General features: G+C 58.8%; 20 protein-coding genes. All 20 read right to left on the reverse strand.

The window, feature by feature from the left end:
• Nucleotides 1-28: 28 nt before the first annotated feature.
• A complete protein-coding gene (locus EL26_RS09870) occupies nt 29-2,248 on the reverse strand; it encodes a glycoside hydrolase family 2 protein (RefSeq protein WP_038087575.1) in 2,220 nt (739 codons plus the stop codon).
• A gap of 171 nt (nt 2,249-2,419) precedes the next feature.
• Entirely contained in the window at nt 2,420-4,105 is a 1,686-nt protein-coding gene (locus EL26_RS09875; RefSeq protein ID WP_038087578.1) for a glycoside hydrolase family 13 protein, read from the reverse strand.
• A 102-nt stretch (nt 4,106-4,207) separates the two neighbouring features.
• The gene (locus EL26_RS09880; protein ID WP_038087580.1) at nt 4,208-5,017 is read right to left on the reverse strand and encodes a carbohydrate ABC transporter permease; all 810 of its coding nucleotides are present in this window, start codon (nt 5,015-5,017) and stop codon (nt 4,208-4,210) included.
• A gap of 17 nt (nt 5,018-5,034) precedes the next feature.
• Entirely contained in the window at nt 5,035-5,910 is an 876-nt protein-coding gene (locus EL26_RS09885) for a carbohydrate ABC transporter permease (protein WP_038087582.1), read from the reverse strand.
• 90 nt (nt 5,911-6,000) lie between these two features.
• Nucleotides 6,001-7,251 (reverse strand): ABC transporter substrate-binding protein, encoded by a 1,251-nt coding sequence (locus tag EL26_RS09890; RefSeq protein ID WP_038087585.1) that lies wholly within the window; start codon nt 7,249-7,251, stop codon nt 6,001-6,003.
• Nucleotides 7,252-7,272: 21 nt separating this feature from the next.
• Nucleotides 7,273-9,369, reverse strand: coding sequence for an amylo-alpha-1,6-glucosidase (locus EL26_RS09895; protein ID WP_038087589.1), 2,097 nt, complete (start codon nt 9,367-9,369; stop codon nt 7,273-7,275).
• Nucleotides 9,370-9,482: 113 nt separating this feature from the next.
• The gene (locus EL26_RS09900; protein ID WP_038087592.1) at nt 9,483-10,517 is read right to left on the reverse strand and encodes a LacI family DNA-binding transcriptional regulator; all 1,035 of its coding nucleotides are present in this window, start codon (nt 10,515-10,517) and stop codon (nt 9,483-9,485) included.
• A gap of 122 nt (nt 10,518-10,639) precedes the next feature.
• Nucleotides 10,640-10,819 carry a hypothetical protein gene (locus EL26_RS09905; protein WP_038087594.1) on the reverse strand — a complete coding sequence of 60 codons (180 nt, stop codon included), beginning with the start codon at nt 10,817-10,819 and terminating at the stop codon, nt 10,640-10,642.
• Nucleotides 10,820-10,940: 121 nt separating this feature from the next.
• The gene (gene def / locus EL26_RS09910; RefSeq protein ID WP_038087597.1) at nt 10,941-11,441 is read right to left on the reverse strand and encodes a peptide deformylase; all 501 of its coding nucleotides are present in this window, start codon (nt 11,439-11,441) and stop codon (nt 10,941-10,943) included.
• Between the two features lie 2 nt (nt 11,442-11,443).
• On the reverse strand, nt 11,444-12,220 hold the full coding sequence (locus EL26_RS09915; protein ID WP_038087600.1) for a type III pantothenate kinase: 777 nt from the start codon (nt 12,218-12,220) through the stop codon (nt 11,444-11,446).
• 15 nt (nt 12,221-12,235) lie between these two features.
• Complete coding sequence (nadC, locus tag EL26_RS09920) at nt 12,236-13,078, reverse strand: carboxylating nicotinate-nucleotide diphosphorylase (RefSeq protein WP_038087603.1); 843 nt, start codon at nt 13,076-13,078, stop codon at nt 12,236-12,238.
• Between the two features lie 3 nt (nt 13,079-13,081).
• Nucleotides 13,082-14,692 (reverse strand): L-aspartate oxidase, encoded by a 1,611-nt coding sequence (gene nadB / locus EL26_RS09925; protein ID WP_038087605.1) that lies wholly within the window; start codon nt 14,690-14,692, stop codon nt 13,082-13,084.
• A 37-nt stretch (nt 14,693-14,729) separates the two neighbouring features.
• Complete coding sequence (gene nadA / locus EL26_RS09930) at nt 14,730-15,680, reverse strand: quinolinate synthase NadA (protein WP_038087608.1); 951 nt, start codon at nt 15,678-15,680, stop codon at nt 14,730-14,732.
• A 161-nt stretch (nt 15,681-15,841) separates the two neighbouring features.
• Complete coding sequence (locus EL26_RS09935; RefSeq protein WP_052036206.1) at nt 15,842-17,569, reverse strand: formate--tetrahydrofolate ligase; 1,728 nt, start codon at nt 17,567-17,569, stop codon at nt 15,842-15,844.
• Nucleotides 17,570-17,611: 42 nt separating this feature from the next.
• Complete coding sequence (locus EL26_RS09940; RefSeq protein WP_152559225.1) at nt 17,612-18,565, reverse strand: HD-GYP domain-containing protein; 954 nt, start codon at nt 18,563-18,565, stop codon at nt 17,612-17,614.
• Between the two features lie 245 nt (nt 18,566-18,810).
• A complete protein-coding gene (gene ftsH, locus EL26_RS09945; protein ID WP_038087613.1) occupies nt 18,811-20,730 on the reverse strand; it encodes an ATP-dependent zinc metalloprotease FtsH in 1,920 nt (639 codons plus the stop codon).
• Nucleotides 20,731-20,754: 24 nt separating this feature from the next.
• Nucleotides 20,755-21,294: a hypoxanthine phosphoribosyltransferase gene (gene hpt / locus EL26_RS09950; protein ID WP_038087615.1), complete on the reverse strand. Its 540-nt coding sequence runs from the start codon at nt 21,292-21,294 to the stop codon at nt 20,755-20,757.
• Nucleotides 21,295-21,347: 53 nt separating this feature from the next.
• Nucleotides 21,348-22,787: a tRNA lysidine(34) synthetase TilS gene (tilS, locus tag EL26_RS23665; protein WP_052036208.1), complete on the reverse strand. Its 1,440-nt coding sequence runs from the start codon at nt 22,785-22,787 to the stop codon at nt 21,348-21,350.
• Nucleotides 22,741-23,244 (reverse strand): threonine/serine exporter family protein, encoded by a 504-nt coding sequence (locus EL26_RS09965; RefSeq protein ID WP_052036209.1) that lies wholly within the window; start codon nt 23,242-23,244, stop codon nt 22,741-22,743. The genes tilS and EL26_RS09965 overlap by 47 nt, the downstream gene beginning before the upstream one ends.
• Entirely contained in the window at nt 23,241-24,023 is a 783-nt protein-coding gene (locus EL26_RS09970) for a threonine/serine exporter family protein (RefSeq protein WP_161780703.1), read from the reverse strand. The genes EL26_RS09965 and EL26_RS09970 overlap by 4 nt, the downstream gene beginning before the upstream one ends.
• Between the last annotated feature and the right edge of the window lie 44 nt (nt 24,024-24,067).

Below are 24,067 nucleotides of genomic sequence, written 5' to 3' on the forward strand. Positions count from 1 at the left end.
TTGAGTTCGGCAGGAGGGCCGGGAGGGTTCAGAGCCCGACTTTGGCGTCGGCTGCCGTTTCGATATCCGCGGGCTCGGAGAGCGGGTAGAGCCAGGCGTCGTTTTCAAACAGCGTCTCTCCTTGCTCGTTGACCAGCCGTCCCGTGACGTGAACGCGCGTGAGACCGGCGGGGATCGGGAGGTCGTGTCCCGCCAGTTGAGTCGCGCTGTCGGGGGCGATGAAGTCGGCGTTCGCTTCGCCTTGGTTCAGGAGTTCGCCGCTTTCCGTGGAGACCGTGAACAGCACGCGCAGGCGCTCGCAGCTGTGCGGGTAGTCGTTGACCACCCACGGTTCAAGGGACGCCCAGCCCGGTTTGACGGTGCCCTTGAAGCTCAAATGCAACGGGGCGAACGCTTTGGCGATCGCGGCGTACGCGAGTTTGGGCCGGCGGTAGTAGTCGAGGATCGACCAGTCGATCGCCGGCCAGCAGTTGACGAAATGGAAAGTGAGGATGCCTTTTACATTGTTGTATTTTTTTCGGCGAAGGGTTTCGGTGTGTTCTTTGTAAAAACGGGCTTGGTACGCTTGGCTTCTCTCGATCAGCTCTTCCAAGGTTTCGGGGACGGGGCCGAGGTTTTTCTCATAGGTGGCCAATTGGAAGCCGTGTTTTTTCCAAACGTCCCAATTTGGCGGCCAAAGGGCGTCGGAAGGAATGAATTTCTCCAGCGATTCGCGGTTTGGGACGGATTGGGTGCCGTATTCGCTGATGAACATCGGGTTGTAGTGCTCCTTGTCCCGCAGTTCGCCCCAGTACCAGCCGACCCAGTGAACGGTCAGATGCGGCGGGATGTAATCGCCGTACGTCTCGATGTCGCGAAAGGCGTGCGGGAGGTCTCCGTAGTCGGCGAGCACGGAATTGCGGTGCACCGGGCGCGTCGGATCGAGGGCGCGGACGTGGTGGAGCAGCACTTGGTCGAGTTTGTTGTAATCGTAGAGCCTCGATTCGCTGTGGATCGACCAGAGGGCGACGGACGGGTGGTGTTGGAGTTGCTGGACGTAGCGGGTGACGACTTCCTTGGCGCGGAGGATGAAGTCCGGCGTGCTTTGGTAGCCCCATTGGAAGGGCAGGTCCTGAAAGAGCAGGAGGCCCTTTTCGTTGCAGAGGTCGTAGAAATCTTCGCGCTCTTGGTGGGCGAAGACGCGGATCATGTTGAAGTTGGCGTCGAGCATGAGCTGGACGTCGCGTTCGTAGTCGGAGCGGGTGACTTGGGAGAGGAACTGGTCGGAGAGGTAATTCGTTCCTTTGAGGAACAGCCGCTTTCCGTTGAGGGTGAAGGTCCAGTCCTCGTGCAGGCGGACGTCGCGCAGACCGAAAGTTTTGGATGCGGTGTCGATTTTGGTGCCGTCGACGACCAGTTCGACGGTGCAGCGGTAGAGATTTTGGTCGCCGAGGTCGCGGGTCCACCAGAGTTTGGGGTTGTCGATTTCCAAGGAAATAGTCGTGCGGGCGAGGCCCGGACGGATCTTGGCGGAGACGGCGGAGTGGTAGCGCGCCGGTTCGAAGTTGCAGGGCTCAATGTCGACTTTGAGCACGGGACGCAGGGAGGCGGTGCCGTGGTTGCAGGTTTCGATGTCGACGTGGACGAGCGCTCGTCCGTCCGCTTGGAGTTCGGGGTGGACGAGGATGTTTTTGATGTAGGCGGAGTCGCGTTCCAGCAGGGTGACGTCGCGCCAGATGCCACCGGGGTTGCGGACCGGGTTCGGGTATTGCGGGTTGGAGGAGGACGGGACCTCCGGGAAGTCGGGGATCACTCCTTGGCGGATCGGGAGGCAATCCCAGTGGTAGAGGCCGCCCTTCACAATCGACTTCTGTTCCGGGTTGGCGTCGAGGTCGGCGGTGACTTTGACGATCAGGCGGTTGGGCTGATGGGGCGTGAGGTATTGGGTGACTTCGTATTCGAAGAGGTCGAAGTCGCCTTCGTGCGCGCCGAGGTAGATGCCGTTGAGCCAGACTTCGCTCCAGTAGTCGACGCCGCTGAAGTGGAGGTGGTAGTGTTTGGACGGGTCGAGGGCGGGGGTGGTGAATTCGCACTTGTACCAGACGGTGCCTTGGTAGTCGGCGAACGGCGTCGGTTGGGTTTGCCAGTGGGACGGGACTTGGATCGGGTGCCAGGTGAGGTTTGGCGCGTCCTCCCAGTGGAGGTGGAGGGAGTCGTAGGTTTTCGCCGGGTCGGGGGTAGCGTGCCAGGTGCCGTTGAGTGTGAGCATGGTTTGTGCACTCCTTTTTTTGAAAAAAACGCCCTGGTCCGCATGGGGTGAGCGGTAGGGCGTTTGTTTTTCTGTGTGGGTGGGGCGGTTTGTTTGCTTGCTTGCGGAGGCTGGGTGGTCGCCTACGGGTGGGGACCTGTTTGCCCGGCGTTCGGGAAAAGATTCTATGTTTTACTTTAAGCGATACACGCGCGCTTCATACGGGCGGGTGGTGAAGGTGCGGATGTCTTGGGTCGGGTCGACGTCGTAGTTGGAAATCAGGAGCTCGAAGCCGTTGTAGGTGACGTCTGACGGGAGCTCGAAGGTTTGGTCGGTTTTGGTGAAGTTCAGCACGATCAGGGCTCGCTCGTCACCGAGCGTTCGGGTGTAGACGTAGAACGTCTCACTGTCTTTCAGGAGTTCGTCGAACTCCCCGTAGATCAGGACGAGGTTGTTTTTGCGCGTTTGGATCAGGCGCTTGTAATAGTTGTAGATGGAGTTCGGGTCGGACACCGCTTGCTTGGCGTTGATCTCCGTGTAGTTCGGGTTGACTTGGAGCCACGGCGTGCCCGTGGTGAAACCCGCGTTCGGGCTGTCGTCCCATTGCATGGGCGTGCGCGCGTTGTCGCGCCCCTTGATGTAGATCGATTCCATGACCTTGGCAGGGTCGGCACCTTGCTGGTTCACTTTTTCGTGGTACATGTTCAGGGTTTCGATGTCTTGGTATTGGTCGATGGACTCGAACTTAACGTTCGTCATGCCGATCTCTTCGCCTTGGTAGACGTACGGCGTCCCCTGTTGCGTATGCAACAGCGTGCCCAGCATCTTCGCCGATTCCAGTCGGAACGTCCGGTCGTCTCCAAAGCGCGACACCATGCGCGGTTGGTCGTGGTTGTTCATGTACAGCGAGTTCCAGCCCTTGCCGTGCCCGAGACCGTATTGCCACTTCGACAGGATCCGCTTCAGGTCGGTCAGTTTGTACGGTCGCACGTCCCATTTGCCGTTGCCCGAGTCGATGTCCATCAACTCGAATTGGAACAGCATGTTCAGTTCATGACGGTCTTCGTGAACGTAGTTCGCCGCTTCTTCCGGCGTGACGCCCGGCGTTTCGCCGACGGTCATGATGTCGTAGCGGGAGAGGACTTTTTCGTTCATTTCACGCAGGTAGTCGTGGATGCGCGGGCCGTTCATGAAGTATTCGCCGCCCCAGACGTACTTGCGGCCTTCTTGGGGCGGTGCGGACGGCATGCCTTCGACTTTGGAGATCATGTTGATGACGTCCATGCGGAAACCGTCGATGCCTTTGTCCAGCCACCACGTCATCATGTCGTATACTTCTTGGCGGACTTTCGGGTTCTCCCAGTTGAGGTCCGGTTGTTTTTTGGAGAAGAGGTGCAGGAAGTATTCATTCGTCTGCTCGTCATGCTGCCACGCCGAACCGGAGAAGCACGATTCCCAATTGTTCGGCTCGCAGTTGCCCTCGCCGCCCGGACGCCAGATGTAGTAGTCGCGGTACGGGTTGTCTTTGGACTTGCGGGACTCCACGAACCAACGGTGCTCGTCGGAGGAATGGTTGACGACGAGGTCCATGATCAGCTTCATGCCCCGCGCATGCATTTCGGCGAGCAACGTGTCCCAATCCTGCATGGTGCCGAATTCGTCCATGATGTCTTGGTAGTCGGAGATGTCATAGCCGTTGTCGTCGTTCGGCGATTTATAGACCGGGCTCAACCAGATGATGTCGATGCCGAGGTTTTTGAGGTACTCTAGCTTCGAGATGATGCCCGGGATGTCGCCGATGCCGTCGCCGTTCGAATCGGCAAAACTGCGCGGGTAGATTTGATACACGGTGCCTTCTTTCCACCATTTGCGTTCCATGTGAAAGCCTCCAGATGTTTGGTTTGTTTCCTTCAGTATACCCTGCAGAGCAAACGATTGCACAAAAAAAGCGGCACCTGTTCGCACGCCGCTTTTTCCCAACTATTTGAGCCCGGAGGTCGCAATGCCCTTGATGAACCACTTCTGGAAGATCAAGAACACGATCAGCATCGGGATCGTCATGAACATCGTGCCCGCCAAGTCTTGGTTCCAATAGGCAACGTACTGCCAGTGAAACGAGTTCAGACCCACCGGAAGCGTGAACATGTCGTCCGACGACGCCAGCAGCGACGGCCACATAAACGAGTTCCAGTTGCCGAGGAACATGAAGATCGTCTGCGCCGCCAGCGCCGGTTTCGCCAGCGGCAAGGCAATTCGGAAAAAAATCCCCCAACGCGACAGCCCGTCGATCAACGCCGCTTCTTCCAAGTCGACCGGCAGCGCCAGGAAGAACTGACGCATCATGAAGATGCCAAACGACGAGGTGAGAAACGGAAGGATGAATCCTTGGTACGTGTTGATCCATCCCCAGTTCGCAAGCATGATGTACACCGGAATCATCACAACTTGTCCGGGCACCATCATCACCGCCAACACGATGTAGAAAAGCAACCCGCGCCCCGGAAACTTGATGCGCGCCAACGCATAGCCCGCCAAGGTGTTGAACAGCAAGTTGCCGATCGTCACCGACCCCGCCACGATCACCGAGTTCAACAACCAGCGGAAGAACGGAAACTTCGTCACGATGTAGGTATAGTTGTCGAGCGTCAGGCTTGAGAGCGGTACCCAGAATTTGTCCATGTCCGGCGTCGATTTCATCGACGTGAGGATCGACCACGCAAACGGGATCAGGGTCAACACCGCATATCCGATGACCACACAGTAGAACAGCGTGCGCCAAAGCTTCTTCATCTGTTGATCCCCCTCCCCTAGTGAGTTTCTTCTTGGAAGAACTTGCGCTGAATCACCGTCAAGATCAAGATGATCAGGAACAGCACGAACGCCATCGCCGACGCGTACCCCATGTCGAAGTCCTTGAACGCCGACCGGTACAGGTAGAACACCACGGAGAGCGTGCGGTCTTGCGGGCCGCCCTCGCCCTTGGAGACGACGTACATCTGGTCAAACACTTGAAAGCACCCGATGATCGACATGATCAAGATAAAAAACGTCGTCGGTTTCAGCATCGGCCACGTGATAAAGCGCAGCCGCTGCCACGGCGTCGCTCCGTCCACTTCCGCCGCTTCGTAGAGCTCTTGCGGAATGTCTTGGAGACCCGCCAAGTAGATCACCATGAACTGTCCCACCGTCGTCCAGATCGCCATCCCCATCACGGACGGCAACGCAAACGTCAGCGAGTTGAACCAGTCGAACGTCGGGATGCCGAGTTTGCCGAGCAGCAGGTTGACGAGGCCGTCGTTTTTGAACAGGTACATGAACATGACGGAGACCGCAACGGTGGACGTGACGGTAGGCAGAAAGTACACGACACGGAAGAACGTCTTGCCTTTGATTTTGGAATCAACGATGAGGGCCAGCATCAGCGCGATCGCAATCTGGATCGGCACGACGCCAAGGGAATACAGCGAGGTGTTGCCAAGCGCCCGCAGGAAACGAGGGTCGTGGAAAAGTTTCGTGTAATTGCCAAGCCCCGCCCAAGTCGCATGGTCCGGCGCCAAAAACGAGAAGTGATGAAAGCTGATGTACAGCGCATAGAAGATCGGTCCGATCAGAAAGACCGCCAACGAGACGACAACGGGCAAGACGAACAGATACCCGGTTGCAAGATCACCGCGATTGCGCATCTTACTCCCTCCTCTGCCTGGTGTGGAAAAAAAGGACCCGCCGCGCGACGGGCCATTTTTTCCAAAAATGCGTGTGGTGCCGCGGTGTTCTTACAGTTTGCTTTGCGCTTCGTCCAGCGCCGATTTGCCGTCCGGCTTCGCGCCGAGAACGATCGCTTCGGCCGCTTTGTTCGCGGCGTCGGTCAACTTGGTGCCGACGACGCCGTATTGGAACGGCAGCGCGTACGACGCGCCCTTGACGAACGCTTCACGCTCCGGGTACTTCGTCGCGTATTCCTTGCCCATCGCTTTGAGGGTCGGGAGCGCCAAGCCGCCTTCGACGGTGACTTTTTGCCCTTCGGTGCCGGTCAGGTACGCCATCAAGTCCATCGCGTCGTCCTTGTGCTTGGAGTTTTTGGAGAGCGCGTAGGCGACGGTGAAGATCATGTTCGACGGTTTACCGCCGTCCTTGACCGGAAGTTCCGCGATGCCGTACTTCACGTTCGGCGCTTTTTGCGCCATGTGCGGGATCAGCCAAGAGCCTTCGACGACCATCGCGGCTTTTTGGTTCGCAAACGCGTCGCCCGACCAGTCGACGCCAAGCGTTTTCGGGTACGCCGCGATCTTGTCTTTGACCATCATGTCGCGGTAGATGAAGTCGAGCGCCGTTGCGTTCGCCGGATTGTTCAGAGTCGCTTTGCCGTCCGCGTACACCGAGCCGCCCGCTTGTACGAGGAACGGTTGGTAGCGCGGCAGTTCCGCGGAGATCGAGAAGCCGGTCACGCCGTCCTTGGTGAGCTTTTGTGCGTCGGCGCGCAGTTCGTCCCAGTTCTTCGGCGGTGCCGTGATGCCCGCTTTGTCGAACATCTCTTTGTTGTAGAACAGCGCGAGGGTGTTGTAGTCTTTCGGGAGGCCGTAGGTCTTGCCGTTCCATTGGAACGCTTTGAGCGCCGCGTCTTCGTAGTCGCCAAAGTTGACGTTGTGTTTTTGGGCGAGGTCGTCGATCGGTTCGATGACGCCCTTATCCATGAAATCCGGCGCGACGTTCGCGTCGAGGTAGAAGATGTCCGGCTCGGTTTTCGAGGCGATCATCGGTTGGAGTTTTTGCAGGTAGTCGCCGACGACCGGCTCAAATTTGACGTCGATGTTCGGGTGGGTCGCTTTGAAGCCTGCGATTTGGGTGTCGAGCATCTTCTGCTCTTCCGGCGAGGAAGACCAGCCGCCGACGCGCAGGGTGAATTTCTCGTTGCTGGACGGGCTGCCTTGGGAGTCGGTGCTGCTGGAGGAGCTGGAACAACCGACGAGCGCGGTCATGGCCAAAGTGGTTGCCAGAATGCCGGTGATGACGTTTTTCTTTTTCATCTCAGTGATTCCCCCTTGTTTTTAGCCGGAGATGACTTGCAGTCCGGTGGTGTTGCGAAGCACTTTCCAAGTGGTGTGTTGGTCGTTGTATTTTTGTATCAACAGGTCGAGGGACCCGTTGCCCACCCGCAGGTTTTTAACTTCCATCTGGTTGATGCCTCGGGGAAGCGACGGCGAGAGGCGCAGGACACCGTCCGCGACGTTCGGCATCAAGCCGAGCATGACGCGCACAAACGTCAGCGGCGTGCCGGCCGCCCACGCTTGCGGAGAGCACGCGACCGGATACGGCACCGGGTCTTCCTCCGCACGGCTGTAGCCGCAGAACAGTTCCGGCAAGCGGTCGTACGCAAAGTGCGCCGCTGCCTCGATCAATCCGGACATAACGCGGTCGGCGTGCTCGTGGAAGCCGTATCGCTTCAACCCCATGACGATCAGCGAGTTGTCATGCGGCCAGATCGAGCCGTTGTGGTAGCTCATCGGATTGAACGCTTTCTCGCTCGCCGACAGCGTGCGGATGCCGAAGCCGGAGAACAGGTCGTCCGACAGCAGGCGGTCGGCGACGTGCCGGGCTTGGGACTCCTCCAGAATGCCGGAGAGCAGGCAATGGCCGGGGTTGGACGCGACAGAGCCGACGTGGGCTTTGTTCTCGTCCAGCGCCATCGCGACGTATGATTGATCTTCCATCCAAAACGTTTTCGTAAATTGCGCTTTGAGCTGCTCGGCGGATTCGCGCAGCAGGATTGCGCGTTCGCCGCTGCCCAGTTGTTCAAACAGACGGGCGAGGCGGATCTTGGCGTCGTACACGTAGCCTTGCACTTCCGCCGGCGCGAGCGGCGCACGGGCGAGCGTCCCGTCGCGGTGCACCATCGAGTCGCCGGAGTCCTTCCAGTTTTGGTTGGCACAGCCCTTGCTCGACTCTTGGTAGTACTCCACGAAACCGTCGCCGTCCCGGTCGCCGTATTGATCGATCCACGTGAGCGCCGCTTCCAAATTCGGCAGGAGTTCGCGCAGAAATTGTTCGTCGCCCGTCCAGTCGAAGTACTCGGCGGCGAGCACGAGGAACAGCGGCGTGGAGTCGATGGAGCCGTAGTACGGTGCGTGCGGGATGATGTTCAAGTTGGCGAGCTCGCCGTACCGGATCTCATGCAGGATCTTGCCCGGCTGCTCCTCGCGCCACGGGTCGATCTTGGTGCCCTGATGGCGCGCCATCGTCTTGAGTGTGCCGCGCATGATCTCCGGATGCACCGCCGCCGTCTGCCACGCGGCGATCAACGAGTCCCTGCCGAACGGCACCGCGAAGATCGGCACGCCCGCCGTCGGGAAGCGTCCGTCGCCGAGGTCGGTCAAGAGCGCGAACATGTCGTGCGTCGACCGATCGTACAGTCGGTTGAACGCGTCGTTGTCGGTGCAAACTTTCGTGATTTCGCTCTGCCACTGCGCGTACGAGGACTTCAGTTGCGTCAGCGCTCTCTCCGGGTCTTGCACCGTGCCCTGTCGACCATCGATCTCCGGGACGACGGTGAGCAGGATTTCGTGCGCGCCTTGCGGAGGAAGTTCAAACTGGAAGCGCAGCACGCCGTCTGCCGTCACTTCGGTCGGAGCCGGATTCGCTTGCAAGTGCGTGCGGCGCTTCACGCCGTCTTGGCCGTCATAGGCGAAGCGGACTCCGGTTGCCGAGGTTTGCAGCGGCAAGCGGTTGCCGCGCGCGGCCTCTTCGTAACCGCGCACGGTGAACATGTGCGCGAAATCGGAGCCGGCTTCCACGCGCACAGAGAGCGGAACCGGGTAGATGTTGTAGTTGCGAAACAGCAAGCGTTCGTAGAGCACGCCCTGTGAGATGAAGCGCTTTCTCTCCAAGTTGATCGATTCGCGCCACACTTTCACTTCGTGGTTCTCCACGAGTTCTTTGTTCGTCAATTTGACGCGGCCGATGAAGTCGTGCGACACGCGCGAGGAGAGCAAGATCATCTCCAAGTTCTCCACGTGCACTTCCAAGCGGTTCAAAAAGCGCGTGTCGTCGGTGAACAGTCCGACGATCAACTCGCTGTCCGCCAAGACGTCGCCCCGGTTGTTGGTCAGCAAAAACAAGTCGTTCTCTTTGATGACTTGATCGTCCATCTCGTACCTCCTGGCTAAGACCGAAAGCGTTTTTCCGAAAACGTTTTCGATAAGTTTTAAAGAGAAAACGGTTCCAACCTCGGCAGGAAACGTTTTCGGTCTCTCTATCTCTGCTATATGTCTGAAGTTGTCTCCTCATGCACGCCGGTCGTCTCGCGAACGACCAGTTCCGGCGGCAAGACGATGCCGCGGCCCTTCTCGTTTTGCTCCAGCATCCGGATCAGGGTCTCCGCAGCCGATTGGCCCATCTCGTAGCGCTTCTGGCGCACGGTGGTCAACGCCGGCTGCATCAGGGACGCCAGTTCGATGTCGTCGTAGCCGACGATCGACAGCGAATTCGGCACGGGCAGGGAATGTGTTTGCAAGTATTTCAAAGCGCCGAGCGCCATCAGGTCGGACGCGAAAAAAATCGCCGACAAGTCCGGGAATTTGCGCAGGAGCTCGGCGGTGCCGTTCGCCCCGTCCTCTTGCTCGAAGTTGCCGTAGTAGACCAGTTCCGGGTCGAACGCCATCCCCGCTGCTTCCAGCGCGATCCGATAGCCTTGGAGTCGCTCCTTGGAAACGGCGGCTTGGGCGTGGCCGTTGACGAATCCGATACGGCGGTGCCCCAGTTCCAACAGGTGTTCCACCGCCAGCTTTGCGCCGACGACGCTGTCTGTGGTCACATACGAACACGTCTCGGAAATCAACGGCACATCGATCAACACGCTCGGGACGCTGGCTTCCACCACCTCGTGGGTGTACGGGTCGTCCAAGCGAATCCCCATCATCAACACGCCGTCCACGCGGCGCTGGCGCACGAAGTCGAGGTAGGGCGTTTTCTTCTGCGCGGTCGTCGACGTCGAGAACAGCACAAGGTCATACCCCAGTTCTTGCACGCGGTCGTTGATCCCGCAGAGTACGTCAAACATAAAGTGATGCCCGTTGCGCGAACGCGAGAGATCGGAGACGACCAAACCAACGGTGTTCGTGCGGTTCATCACCAGAGACCGGGCCACCGAGTTCGGCCTGTATCCGAGCTGCTCGACCACTTTCAGCACTTTGGTGCGGGTCTTGGGATTGACGTCCGAGTATTGGTTCAGCACGCGGGAGACGGTCGTGATCGAAACGCCGGCTGCCTTCGCTACATCTTTGATTGTCGGGCCCACTGCATTCACCTCCGAAAACGCTTTCTTAAGCGTTGTATCGAAAACGTTTTCGATATCTATCGCTAGAGTACCACACGACAAAAAATTCTGGCAACCTTATTTTTTGGCGTGCGGCGCTCTCTTCAATTCAGACGGTTGCTCTTGGGAGCGACAGGGGCCAGTTCGTCGAGACGCTCTTGCAGTTCCTCGACTTGCGCGGTCACCGTTTCCATCTGTTTGACCATACGATCTTGCAAATCGAGCATCCGCTCCATCAACGCCACCACTTTGCTGACGGTGTCCTCCAGGTGTTTGTCCGACATGAACTCACGCTCCCTTATTTGGCAGAGAAAAAGCCCTTGCTTCCGGCAGGGGCTTTTTCACTAGTTTATAGCAGGTTTGTGTTTTTTACCAGATCAAACTCTGGAAAATTCAAACTTGCACTTATTGTTCGTCTTCCGGAATTTGTTCACTCTCGTCGACCGGGAACGTGTCGATCGCTTTGTCGGTGTAGAGAATGCCGTCGAGATGGTCGATCTCATGCTGGAAGACGCGGGCAAAGTAGCCCTCCGGCTTCATCTCGTAGGTGTGTCCGTCCCGCTGTTGGAACTGGATGGTCAGCTTGTCGAATCGCTCGACATGACCGCGCAGGCCCGGAATGGAGAGGCAGCCTTCGACGTCGACGACGGAGCCGCTTTTTTCGGTGATCACGGGGTTGATCATCTCGATCAGGCCGCCGTATTCGTCACCGTAATCGACGACGATCACGCGCTTGGAGATGCCGACTTGCGGGGCTGCCAATCCGATGCCGTGGTAGTCGTACATGGTGTCGGCCATGTCGTCGAGCAGTTTGAAGAGCTCCGCGTTAAACTCGTTCTTCGCGACCGGATCTGCCACTGCGCGCAGCACCGGTTCGCCTTCCAACACTACAGGTCTTACCGCCATTGTTATACACCTCTCTCTTGGTTCATGTCCCAGATGATGCGCAAACCGTCCAGCGTGAGGTTGTCGTCCTTGATCTCAATCTCATAGGACTCGGCGGCGATGAGGCCGGAAAGTCCGCCGGTGGCGACCACTTTGAACGGAAGGTTGAATTCCTTTTTGATGCGGCCGACGATGCCGTCGACTTGCCCGGTGAAGCCGTAGAGCACGCCGGACTGCATCGAGGTGACGGTGTTGCGGCCCACGACGCTCGGCGGGCGCGCGATCTCGATGCGCGGCAACTTCGCGGCTTTGTTGTACAGCGCATCGGTGGAGATGCCGATGCCCGGCGCTACGACGCCGCCCATGTAATCGCCCTTCTCGTTGATCACGCAGAAGGTCGTGGCGGTGCCGAAGTCGACGATGATCAGCGGCGCGCCGTACTTTTCCAGCGCCGCGACGGCGTTGACGATGCGGTCGGCGCCGACTTCGCGCGGGTTTTCATACTTGATGTTGAGGCCGGTCTTCACGCCCGGTCCGACGGTGATCGGCTTGTGGCCGAAGTATTTGATCGCCATGCGCTCCAGCGCAAACATCAGCGGCGGCACGACCGACGAGATCGCCACGCCCTCCACGTCCTTGGGGTCCAAGCCGCGGTCGTGGAACAGACTTTTGATCAAGATGCCCATCTCGTCTTCGGTGCGCTCACGGATCGTCGCAATGCGCCAGTGCACCAGCAACTCTTGGTCTTTGTACACCCCGAGGGTGATGTTGGTGTTGCCTACATCCAATACGAGAATCATTCCGGTTGACTCCTTTTACTTCGCTTCGATGTCCAGGGAGATGTCGAGCGACTTGATCGAGTGGGTCAGTGCGCCGATGGAGATGTAGTCGACGCCGGTTTTGGCGATCTCAACGATCGTCTCTTCGGTGACGCCGCCCGACGCCTCAACCAAAGCGCGGCCTGCGATCTTCTCCACCGCTGCGTCCATCTGTTCCGGCGTCATGTTGTCGAGCATGATGATGTCCGCTTTGACTTCCAGCGCTTCGTCGATCATCTCCATGTTCTCCACTTCCACTTCCACGCGCATCGTGTGCGGGATCTGATGGCGCGCCGCGATGATCGCTTGCTTGACGCCGCCAGCGATCTCGATGTGGTTGTCCTTGATCAACACCGCGTCAAACAGCCCGAAGCGGTGGTTGCGTCCGCCGCCGACGACGACAGCGTACTTCTCCAACACGCGCAGGCCCGGCGTGGTCTTGCGGGTGTCGACGATCTTGGCGTTGTAATAGCGCACCATCTCGACGAACTTCGCCGTGCGGGTGGCAATGCCGGACAGACGTTGCAAGAAGTTCAGCGCCACGCGCTCGCCGGTCAAAATCGAACGGGCGGAACCGTTGACTTCCATCACCAGGTGACCTTTGGGCACTTGCTCGCCGTCTTCCACATGGCGGGTGACGGTCAGGTTCGGGTCGACGAGGCGGAACACCAATTCCGCTACATCAAGGCCTGCGATCACGCCCGGCTCCTTGGTGACCAAGAGACCGCGGCCAAGCTTGTCGGTCGGGACGATCGAGTTGGTGGTGATGTCGCCAAACCCGACGTCTTCGGCCAACGCGTTTTGTACGATGGTTTCAATGGCACGAATATCCAGCTTCATTCGTTAGCACCCCTCTTCAATGACACCGATCCCGTGCTGGAATACGATGTGCTTCAACCACTGTTCGTCTTGCTTCGGAAAGTCGTTGCGGTAATGCCCGCCGCGCGATTCTTCGCGCAAGAGCGCCGCCTGCGCCGTCAGCATTGCGGTCGTCAGCAAGTTGATAAACTCCCACTCCGACGGTTCGCTGTACGCGTGCGACAACATCGGAGCCAATCGACCCATCTCCGCGAGCGCCCGCTCCAACGATTCCTTGGTGCGCTTGACGCCGACATAGCGCACCATGACTTTTTGCAGATGCAGTTTGCGGTCTTCGATCATCTCCACCGGCGACGGGTAGCGCGTCGGAACTCGCGGCAAGTCGATGTGCTCGCACGGTTCGTCCAAAAACGCCCGCACGCGGTCGGCGATGCGCTTGCCGAACACGATCGCTTCCGACAGCGAGTTCGAGGCCAAGCGGTTTGCACCGTGCACGCCGCTGCAGGAGACCTCGCCGCATGCAAACAAGCGGCGAACGTTGGTCTCGCCGTAGAGGTCGGTCTTCACCCCGCCCATCGCGTAGTGCTGCGCCGGGGCGACCGGAATCCAGTCGGTCGTCATATCCAGCCCGTAGTTCAAGCAAAACGCATAGATCGTCGGGAAGCGCGACTTGATCAACTCCGGCGGCTGGTGGGTGATGTCGAGGTAGACGTAGGTCGATTTGGTTTTTTCAATTTCCGAGACGATGGCGCGCGCCACGATGTCGCGCGGCGCCAGCTCTTCCAGCGCGTGATACGCCGGCATAAAGCGCTCGCCCGCCGCGTTGCGAAGCACGGCGCCCTCGCCGCGCACCGCTTCCGAGATCAAAAAGCGCGGCGCCCCCGGATAAACGAGCACGGTCGGGTGGAACTGAATAAACTCCAAGTCCTCCAATTGCGCGCCCGCCCGGTACGCCATCGCAAATCCGTCGGCGGTGGTCACGTCCGGGTTCGTGGTGTAGCGGTACATCCGCCCCGCCCCGCCGGTGGCGAGGACGGTCGCTTTGGACCGTATGTAGTGCAGGGAGTTCCGGTGCTCGTAGAGCAGCCCTTTGCAAGAGCCGTTCTCCGCCGTGATCAAGTCGATGGCGAAAGCGTTCTCGATCACTTGGATCCGCTTGTTTTTGCGAACTTGAGCGGCCAGCGCGCGCACGATCTCGGCACCTGTGGCATCGCCGTTGGCATGCAAGATGCGGCGGCGGCTGTGCGCCCCCTCCTTGGTCAACGCCAAGTGGTGGTCTTCCCCTTCTAAATCAAATTGCGTGCCCAGTCGAATCAGGTCTTCCACCAATTCCGGGCCTTCGTGGACCAACACATCGACAGCGGCGATCGAGTTCAAGCCCGCTCCCGCCATCAGCGTGTCTTCCCGATGCAAGTGAGGGGAATCGCCCTCGGCGATGGCCGCGGCGATTCCCCCTTGTGCCCGGTTGGTATTGCTCTCGGTGAGACCTTTCTTGCACAGGATCACGACGTCGGCGTACTCCGCGATCTTCAGCGCGGTGTACAACCCTGCAATCCCGGTGCCGACGATGACCACGTCTGTGTCGTGAACATCCGCCTGCTCCGGGGTAAAGTTGGCAATAAATCTCGCAAACATCGTCAGGATCTCCTTCACCGATCAAGCAAGTATGAGGTTAGGCTTTCTCCGGCACCACCGCGAGCATGTTGTCCAGAGAACGCTTGGCTTTGGCCGCGATTTCCGGGTCCACTTCGATCTGCGGCTGCATGGTTTCCAGCGCGCGGACCATCTTCTTGACGTTGTGAACCTTCATGTTCGGGCAGACCATAAAGCGGGAGGCGAAGTGGAAGTTCTTGGTCGGCCCTTCCTTCTCCAACATGTAGCGCACGCCCTCTTCGGTCGCCACGATGTAGTCCTCGAAGTTCGTCTCGCGGCAATACTTGAGGATACCTGTGGTCGAACCGACATAGTCGCCCAGCGCCACGACTTCCGGACGGCATTCCGGATGCACGACGATCGGCGCGTTCGGGTACTGGCGCTTCAACTCCAGCACTTCTTCCGGCGTCAACAGGTCGTGCGTGTTGCAGTAGCCCTGCCAGATGATCATCTTCTTGTCGGTGAACTGGGAGACGTAGTGGCCCAGGTTCTTGTCCGGAACCCAGATGATCTCGTCGGATTCCACCGATTCGATGACTTTCAGAGCGTTCGAAGAGGTGCAGCAGATGTCGGTTTCCGCTTTGACGTCCGCCGAGGTGTTCACGTACGCCACGACGGTCGCGTTCGGATGTTCCGCTTTCAGCTTGCGCAAGCCCTCGCCGGTGACCATGTCGGCCATCGGGCAGCCGGAACGCTCATCCGGCATGAGGACGATTTTATCAGGATTGAGAATCTTGGCGCTTTCCGCCATGAAATGAACGCCGCAAAAAAGAATGACGTCCGCATCGGTGTCTCGGGCTTTCTGCGACAAACCAAACGAATCCCCGATGTAATCGGCGACCGCTTGCACTTCCGGGCGCATGTAGTAATGAGCCAAGATGATCGCGTTGCGCTCCTTCTTCAACTGTTGCAGACGTTCCACGTAATATTCGTTCTGTTCACGATTCGGTACCGTAAGCAGTTGGGCCATCGCGAGCAGTGCCCCCTTTGGAGTTAAAATGGGCTGGTTGCAAAATGCCATATGTCTGCATTCTAACTCTTGGTCGGGAACCTGTCAATTTGTCGAACTTCTGTCGAAATCCTAAAAAAAGACCCCGACGAAAGCAGTCTGCCCGTCGAGGTCTGTTTTCATTAGAACAAACCGGTAATTTTGCCGTCTTCCAGCAGGTCGATCGAGAGAGCCGCCGGTTGTTTCGGCAGGCCCGGCATCGTCATGATCTCGCCGGTGACGGCGACGACGAAGCCCGCGCCCGCCGAGATGCGCAGCTCGCGGATCGTGATCGTGAAGCCCTCCGGTCGCCCGCGCAAGTTCGGGTTGTCGGAGAAGGAATACTGGGTTTTCGCCATGCACACCGGAAGATGCGTCAGCCCCATCTCTTGCAGTTTCTTAAGCGTGGTCAGCGCTTTGGGCGCGTACTGCACGCCTGCTCCGCCGTAGATTTCCCGGACGATGGTGTCGATCTTGGTTTCGATGCTGTCTTCGAGGTTGTAGAGGAACATCAGACCGCCCGGGCGGTTTTCCACCACGTCGAGCACTTTCTCCGCCAGTTCCAAGCCGCCTGCGCCGCCGTCGGTGAACACTTCCGAGAGCGCGACCGGAATTCCGTACTGCGCGCACCAATTCGAGATGACGGCCATCTCTTCCGGCGTGTCGGTCGGGAACTTGTTGACGGCGACGACCACCGGCATGTTGAACATCTGCACGTTCTCCACATGCTTGGAGAGGTTGTCCAACCCGCGGGTGACCGCTTCGAAGTTCGGGGTTGCCAGATCGGTTTTTTCCACGCCGCCGTGCATTTTCAGCGCGCGGACGGTGGCGACGACCACGACGGCCGACGGGTTCAGCCCCGCTTGGCGGCACTTGATGTGGAAAAACTTCTCCGCCCCGAGGTCGGCGCCGAATCCGGCTTCCGTCACGACATAATCGGCGAGCTTCAGCGCCATCTTGGTCGCGATGACCGAGTTGCAACCGTGCGCGATGTTGGCGAACGGGCCGCCGTGGACGAGCGCCGGCGTGTGTTCCAGCGTCTGCACGAGGTTCGGCTTGATCGCGTCTTTGAGCAGAACGGTCATCGAACCTTCCGCGCCGAGGTCGGCGACGGTGATCGGCGCTTTGTCCACGTTGTAGCCGACGATGATTTTGCGCAAGCGGTTTTTGAGGTCGGCTTCGTCCGCGGCGAGGCAGAGCACCGCCATGACTTCCGATGCCACGGTGATGTCAAACCCGGACTCGCGCGGGATGCCGTTGGCGACGCCGCCAAGCCCCACCACCACTTGGCGCAGGGCGCGGTCGTTGACGTCGAGCACGCGGTTCCACGCGATGCGGCGCACGTCGAAGCGCTGCGGGTTGCCTTGGTGAATGTGGTTGTCGATCAACGCTGCCAGCAAGTTGTGCGCGGCGGTGATGGCGTGAAAGTCCCCGGTGAAGTGCAAGTTGATGTCTTCCATCGGGACCACTTGGGAGTAGCCGCCGCCGGCAGCGCCGCCCTTCATGCCAAACGACGGACCGAGCGACGGTTCGCGCAGAGCGATCATCGAGGTCTTGCCGGTGCCCTGGAGTTTGCGGCCCAACGCTTGTCCCAAGCCCACGGTCGTCGTCGATTTGCCTTCGCCCGCCGGCGTCGGCGAGATCGCCGTGACGAGGATCAACTTGCCGTCCGGTTTGTTTTGCGCTTGCATGCGGCGGTAGACATCAAGCGAGATCTTCGCTTTGTACTTGCCGTAGGGCTCGATGTCGTCCTCCGTCAGCCCAATTCCTTCGGCGATCTGTTTGATCGGCAACAGCTTCGCTTCCTGCGCGATTTCGATGTCGCTTTTCATCGGCTTGCTCGGTACCTGGGTCGTGTTCTCGACGGTCATCGCTGTCTTGGCCCCCTGTTAGGTCTGGTTTGAAATTCGAACTTACATTTCGCAAGCGACGATCATCGTCGTCAACTCGTCCATCAGGTTGATTTCGTACGGCTGCTCCACATCCTCGCCGCGCTCGTTTCGCAGCACGCGAATCGTCGGGCGCTGCGGATGTCGCGGCGCCACCTCCACGACCACACCTTCCTCGCCGGTGTTCAAGGTGACGGTCATCCCAAGCGGGTAGATCGACACCGTTTTGAGGAACTTTTGCACGATATCGGTTTGAAAGTGCGTGCCGCACGAGCCGAGCAGCAACTCCAAGGCGAGGTGCGGCAACTGCCCCTTGCGGTAGACGCGGTTGGCGGTCAGCGCTTCATACACGTCGGCGACAGCGGTGATGCGGGCGTAGAGATGAATCTCATCGCCCTTGAGTCCGCGCGGGTATCCGGTGCCGTCGAGTTTCTCATGATGCTGCAACGCCACGTGCGCCGAGAGGATCGAGATGTCGTCCTGTTGACGCAAAATCTCATACCCGACCATCGGGTGCTGCTTGATCACTTCGAACTCTTCTACCGTCAACCGGCCCGGTTTGTTCAAGATCTCCTGCGGCAGCGACAGTTTGCCGACGTCGTGCAACAACGTGCCGACTCCCAAGTCGAGCAGTTGCTTTTGCGTCAGCCCCATCTCCATGCCGATCGCCATCGCGAGGATGGAAACGTTCACCGAGTGGTGGTAGAGAAAATTGTCGGTCGAGTAGATGTTGGAGAGATGAAACGTGGCGTTCGGTTTGGACTTCATCTCCGAAAGTATCACATCGAACAAATCGCGAATGCTCCGTCCGATCTGCTTCTGTTGAAAGTGTCGCGGCAGACGCTCCGGAGCGGTCAAGTCCGCAATCGAAGTATGTACAAGTCCAAGCGCTTCTTGGCGCGTCTGTTGCGAGATCACGTCTTCAATGACGATGTCGGCGGTGCGGTCATCTTCAATATAAACAGAAGTAATTCCCATTGCAAGGAGCCGCTTGGTCAAAAATTCGGTCAGTTCAACCCCGGACCCCAGCAAGATAGTCCCTTTCTCATCCAAGATCGAGCGGGCCAAGCGAGTTCCGGGATGCAGTTTCTCTAAAGCAGCTAATCGCAAAAATCCCACTCCCTCATCTGTAATCTGCTTCGATTACATATTTACCTTATTGTACTCATCCTAAGCACAAGAAAAAAGGGGGCACTCTTATCGAGATACCCCCTTTCTTCTCCTTATTCGCGAGTTTCGTCAGACTGTGCCGAAGAATCGTCGGACTTATCAACGGTCGTAGCATCGGAGGCTTTGATGTTGACGCTGAAGTCAACACGGGAGCCATCCGGCAGCACGCCGTTCTCCATGAGGGAGTCGATCGTCGCTTTGTCGATCGTTTCCTTCTGGAGCAACACTTGCGCCAGCAAGTCGAGCTGGTCACGATGCTTGGTGAGCAAGTCCTTGGTCACGGTGTACGCTTGGTCGATGATGCGGCGCATCTCTTTGTCGATTTCCAGCGCAATCGTGTCGGAGTAGTTCTGTTCGGCGTTGATATCGCGGCCGAGGAACACTTGACCGCCTTGGCGGTGTCCGTACTGCAAGTTGCCCAGTTTGTCGGACATGCCGTACTCGGTGACCATGCTGCGGGCGATGGCGGTGACGCGCTCCAAGTCATTGGAAGCCCCGGTGGAAATCTCGCCGAGCACGATCTCTTCGGCGACACGGCCGCCGAGCAGACCGGAGATTTTGTCGTACATCTCCGAGCGGGTCATGAAGTAGCGGTCTTCCTTCGGCAGCATGACGGTGTACCCGCCTGCCATGCCGCGCGGAACGATCGTGACTTTGTGCACTTCGTCCGCGTGTTCGAGGTGGTAGCCGACGACGGCGTGACCCGCCTCGTGGTAGGCGACCAGTTTGCGCTCGTGCTCGCTCATGACGCGGCTGCGCTTCTCAGGGCCGGCCATGACGCGGTCGATCGCTTCGTCGATATCGGTGGTCTCGATCAGGCGCTTGTTCTGACGGGCTGCGAGCAGCGCCGCTTCGTTCAAGACGTTCTCCAGATCGGCGCCGGTGAAGCCCGGCGTGCGCTTGGCAATCGCTTCGAGCGGGATGTCCGGAGAGATCGGTTTGTTGCGGGCGTGGACTTTCAGAATCGCTTCCCGGCCTTTGACGTCCGGACGGTTGACGGTGATCTGACGGTCGAATCGTCCCGGACGCAAGAGCGCCGGGTCGAGGATGTCCGGTCGGTTGGTCGCCGCGATGATGATGATGCCTTCGTTCGCGCCGAAGCCGTCCATCTCGACGAGCAACTGGTTGAGCGTCTGTTCGCGCTCGTCATGCCCGCCGCCAAGACCGGCTCCGCGGTGACGGCCGACAGCGTCGATTTCGTCGATGAAGATGATGCAAGGCGCGTTCTTCTTGGCGGTTTCGAACAGATCGCGAACGCGGGATGCACCGACCCCGACGAACATCTCGACAAAGTCGGAACCGGAAATCGAGAAGAACGGAACGCCTGCTTCGCCTGCAACCGCGCGGGCGAGCAACGTTTTACCGGTGCCGGGCGGCCCGTTGAGCAAAACGCCCTTCGGAATGCGCGCACCCAGTGCGGCGAACTTGCGCGGGTCTTTGAGGAACTCGACGACTTCGACGAGTTCGTTTTTCTCCTCGTCGGCACCCGCAACGTCCTCAAACGTAACTTTCTTCTTCTCTTCCGTGTACAGCTTGGCGCGGCTCTTGCCGAAGTTCATCACTTTGGAGCCGCCGCCTTGAGCTTGGTTGAAGAGGAAGAAGAACAGAATGAACATCACGATAAACGGAACGATCGACGTCAAAAACGTCAGCCAAACCGATTCTTTCTGCGGTTCGTTGATCTTGACGTTGGCTTTGGCCAGATCGTTGCCAAGCTTCTGCGAGAAATCCTCGCTGAACAGGGCGCGGGACACGTAGTCCTTATCGTCGGACAACTTCCCTTGGAGCTTGAGCGTCAAGCCTTCGGAGGTGACGGTGACGTCCTTGACTTGCCCCGCCTGTGCCTTTTGCAGGAATTGGGAGTAGGTGATCTCCGTTTTGTCCTGCTTCTCACCGGTAATGAAGTTGACGATGCCCACGGTGATCAGGAAGATCAATAAGTAAAAGCCGGCATTGCGGAAAAATCTGTTCATTTCATACCTCCTCTCGGCACCGTGCTAGGATTGGTAGACTTCCGGTTTCAGCACCCCGATGTAGGGCAGATTGCGGTATCGTTCCGCGTAATCAAGGCCGTAGCCTACAATAAAGTGGTCAGGGACGGTAAAGCCAAGATAATCCGCCTGAATCTCCACTTTGTGGCGATCGGGTTTATCCAAGAGCGAAACCAGTTTGACCGATGCGGCCTTGCGCTGTTCCAAGAGGTTTTTCAGATAGATCAGCGTCAGACCCGTGTCGATGATGTCCTCTACGATGATCACGTCACGGCCTTCGATCGATTGGTCGAGGTCTTTCAAAATCCGGACCACGCCGCTCGATTCGGAGGATTGCCCGTACGAGGAGACCGCCATGAAGTCCATCTGGACGGGAAGATCAATCCGCTTGACCAGTTCGGCCATGAACAGGGTTGCCCCTTTCAAAATGCCGATGACCAGCGGGTTCTTGCCTTCATAATCGCGGGTGATGTCCGCTCCGAGTTGACGGACGCGCTCTGTCACCGCTTCTTCGGAAAACAAAATCTCAAGTACGTCTGTATGCATGGTCTACGATAACCTCCTGAAAACGGGTCGCTGCATTCGCGTCTTGCTGTAGCCTACGCGAGACGTTCGGCCCGGATGACGAGCGTGCGCCGTGTCTCCGGTGTCACCAGTCCCGCTTGCCCGCGCGTAAGTCCGACGACCCACGCGATGGAGTCATTGATGCAAAGCAACGGCCAAGTCTCGCGGCGGGCTTTGGGAACTTTGCGGTCCACAAACACGTCGCTGAGAAGCTTGCTCCCCTGCAGACCGAGCGGTCGAAGCGTGTCTCCGGTCGCCCTTGACCGTATGTATATGCGAGAACCGGCAAGTTCATCAGCATCGAAATGGGCGACCCACGCATCCTTGGGACGCGAAGGCGCACCTTCGACTTCCTCCACATGAAACGCCATCCCGAATTCCGGGAGTTCATGACGTCCGTGTCTCGTCAGTTCGTAAGGCGCATCGGGGACTGCCGACCCATGCGGACTTTCGCACCGATCGTCCTCATGGGTAAAAAGAAGCCGGTCGTACTCCCGTCGAGCGACGACCCCGTGCGGAAGATGCACTTCCGCGCTCGGATAGCGATTTGAAAGCAGAGAGCGGATGCTCTCGATATGTACCTGCTCCCACACTCTGGTATGTCCGCGCAGATAATATAATATTAGTGTAATTACCCGGCGTTGTAAAGGAAGCGGGCTCACACCGAGAAGCCGCACATCTGCTGAAATTCTCCCCGGCGACTCCATCCGGCAAACCTGCCGGAATTCCCGCTGTGCCAACCCGTTCAGATAACGGTCATCTTCGCGAGCCTGCTCTGCCAACTGGACGAGGTGGGACTTTACCCCCCCGTTGTACTCGCGGGCGAGTTCGGGAAGAAGGTGTATACGTATCTTATTGCGCAGGTAATGGGTTGATGCATTCGATGAGTCCTCTCGATACAGGATTCCAAAGTCCTGCGCGTATGATGCGATGTCCCGCCTCCAGACGTCAAACAACGGCCGAATCACTTCCCGCGCGCCGCCTTCGTCCAAGCGCCGCACCGGAATGCCCCCAAGCCCCCGGACAGACGTTCCGCGCAACAGATTCATCAGTACGGTCTCCGCTTGGTCGTCCGCATGATGCGCCGTCGCGATGCGCTTGGCTCCCGTCTCTTCCGCCACCCGCTCCAAAAATCCGTATCGCACCTCTCGCGCCGCCGCCTGCGTGGACAGCCCGCGCTCCTGCGCGTACGCTTTCACATCAAAGCTCTCGGAAAAAACCTCAACTCCCCGCAAGCCCGCTTCCCGCTCCACAAACGCCCGATCGCCCCGCGACTCCTCACCGCGCAGCCCGTGGTCGACATGAGCGGCGAGCACGGTGATCGCGAGTTCGTCCTGCAATTTGCAGAGCACGTCCAAAAGCACCATCGAGTCCACACCGCCGGAGACGGCGACGAGAACTTTGTCCCCAGACGTCAGCAGATGATGATCAGCGACCGTCCGGCGTACCGAATCGATCACCGGATGGCTTTTCATAGCGTTTCCTCCTGTCCAAGCGCATGATCGTGCCGGCGATGACGAGGCCGGCGGAGATGGCGCTGGCGATCAAGAACGTGTTCGTCCCTTGCGCCAAGCCCTGCAGTTGGTGTCCGGTCACAAATTCGCGCATCGTGCGAAACGCCGAAGACCCCGGCACCAGCGGCACGATGCCGCCGACGACAAACACGATGACCGGCATGCGCAGTTTGCGGGCAAACAGTTCGCTGAGCACCGAAACGACCAACCCGCCGAGAAACGCAGCCCCCACCGCCGACACGCCCCAGCGCATCGAGATGTCTTGAGTGATCCACGCCCCCATGCCGATCAGCCCGACCCACAGCGAAGCGCGTTTGGGCACATGATAGAGAATCGCGTACCCGAACGTCGCAATCCAACTCATCAACAACAACAAGAGCAGATGCGGAATTTGTTCCCACGTGTACGGAATGGTCATGGTGCCACCTCGACGCCGACGGCGACAAACGACAGCACCAACGCGACCGCCACAGCGATCGCAAACGCCGTCAACGTCGCTTCACTCGCCCGCGCCACGCCGGAGAGCAGCTCGCCCGCCATCAAGTCGCGGATCGAGTTGGTCAAGCTCAACCCCGGCACCAGCGGAATCACCGCGCCGATGACAGCCGCCTCCAAGTTCCCGGAGAAGCCGCTCTTCACGGAAAAAGCAGCGACGAGCACGCCGACCAGCGCCGCGATGAACACGCGCAGAAAGCGGGGGACGCTCTCGTGCATCGCTTCCATCGTCGTGTTGCTGAGCCAGCCGCAGACCGAACCGATCAGAAATTCCGTCCAGCCGCCGCCAAACAGAATCGTGAACGCGCCGCTCGACATCGCCGCCGCCAAGTGCTGGTAGCGGATGCGATAGTGCGGCGGCGCTTGATCGATCGCGTCCAAGCGGTCAAACATTTCGTCGATCGTCAATTGCCCGCGTTCGAATCTACGGGAGAGGTCGTTGACCTCGTGGACTTTGTACAGGTTGATCGCGGAAGTGCTTCTGATACGGATCAGGCCGGTTTTTTCCGCCCCGAACGTGCCCACGGAGATGAAGATCCCCGTCGGCGTCACAAAACTATGTACCAACTTCGCTCCGGACGCTCGCCCCACGCGCACGATCGTCTCTTCCACACGCGACGTTTCCGCCCCGTGCTTCAACATGAGATCTCCTGCGCGCAAACAGAGGTCGAGCACCCGGTCTTGGCCTTGCCCGCTGCTCATGAGCATCCATCCTGTCTCTACCAAAGTGGTTCCACTTGCTTATT

Source organism: Tumebacillus flagellatus (assembly GCF_000714935.1).
Taxonomy (GTDB): Bacteria; Bacillota; Bacilli; order Tumebacillales; family Tumebacillaceae; genus Tumebacillus; species Tumebacillus flagellatus.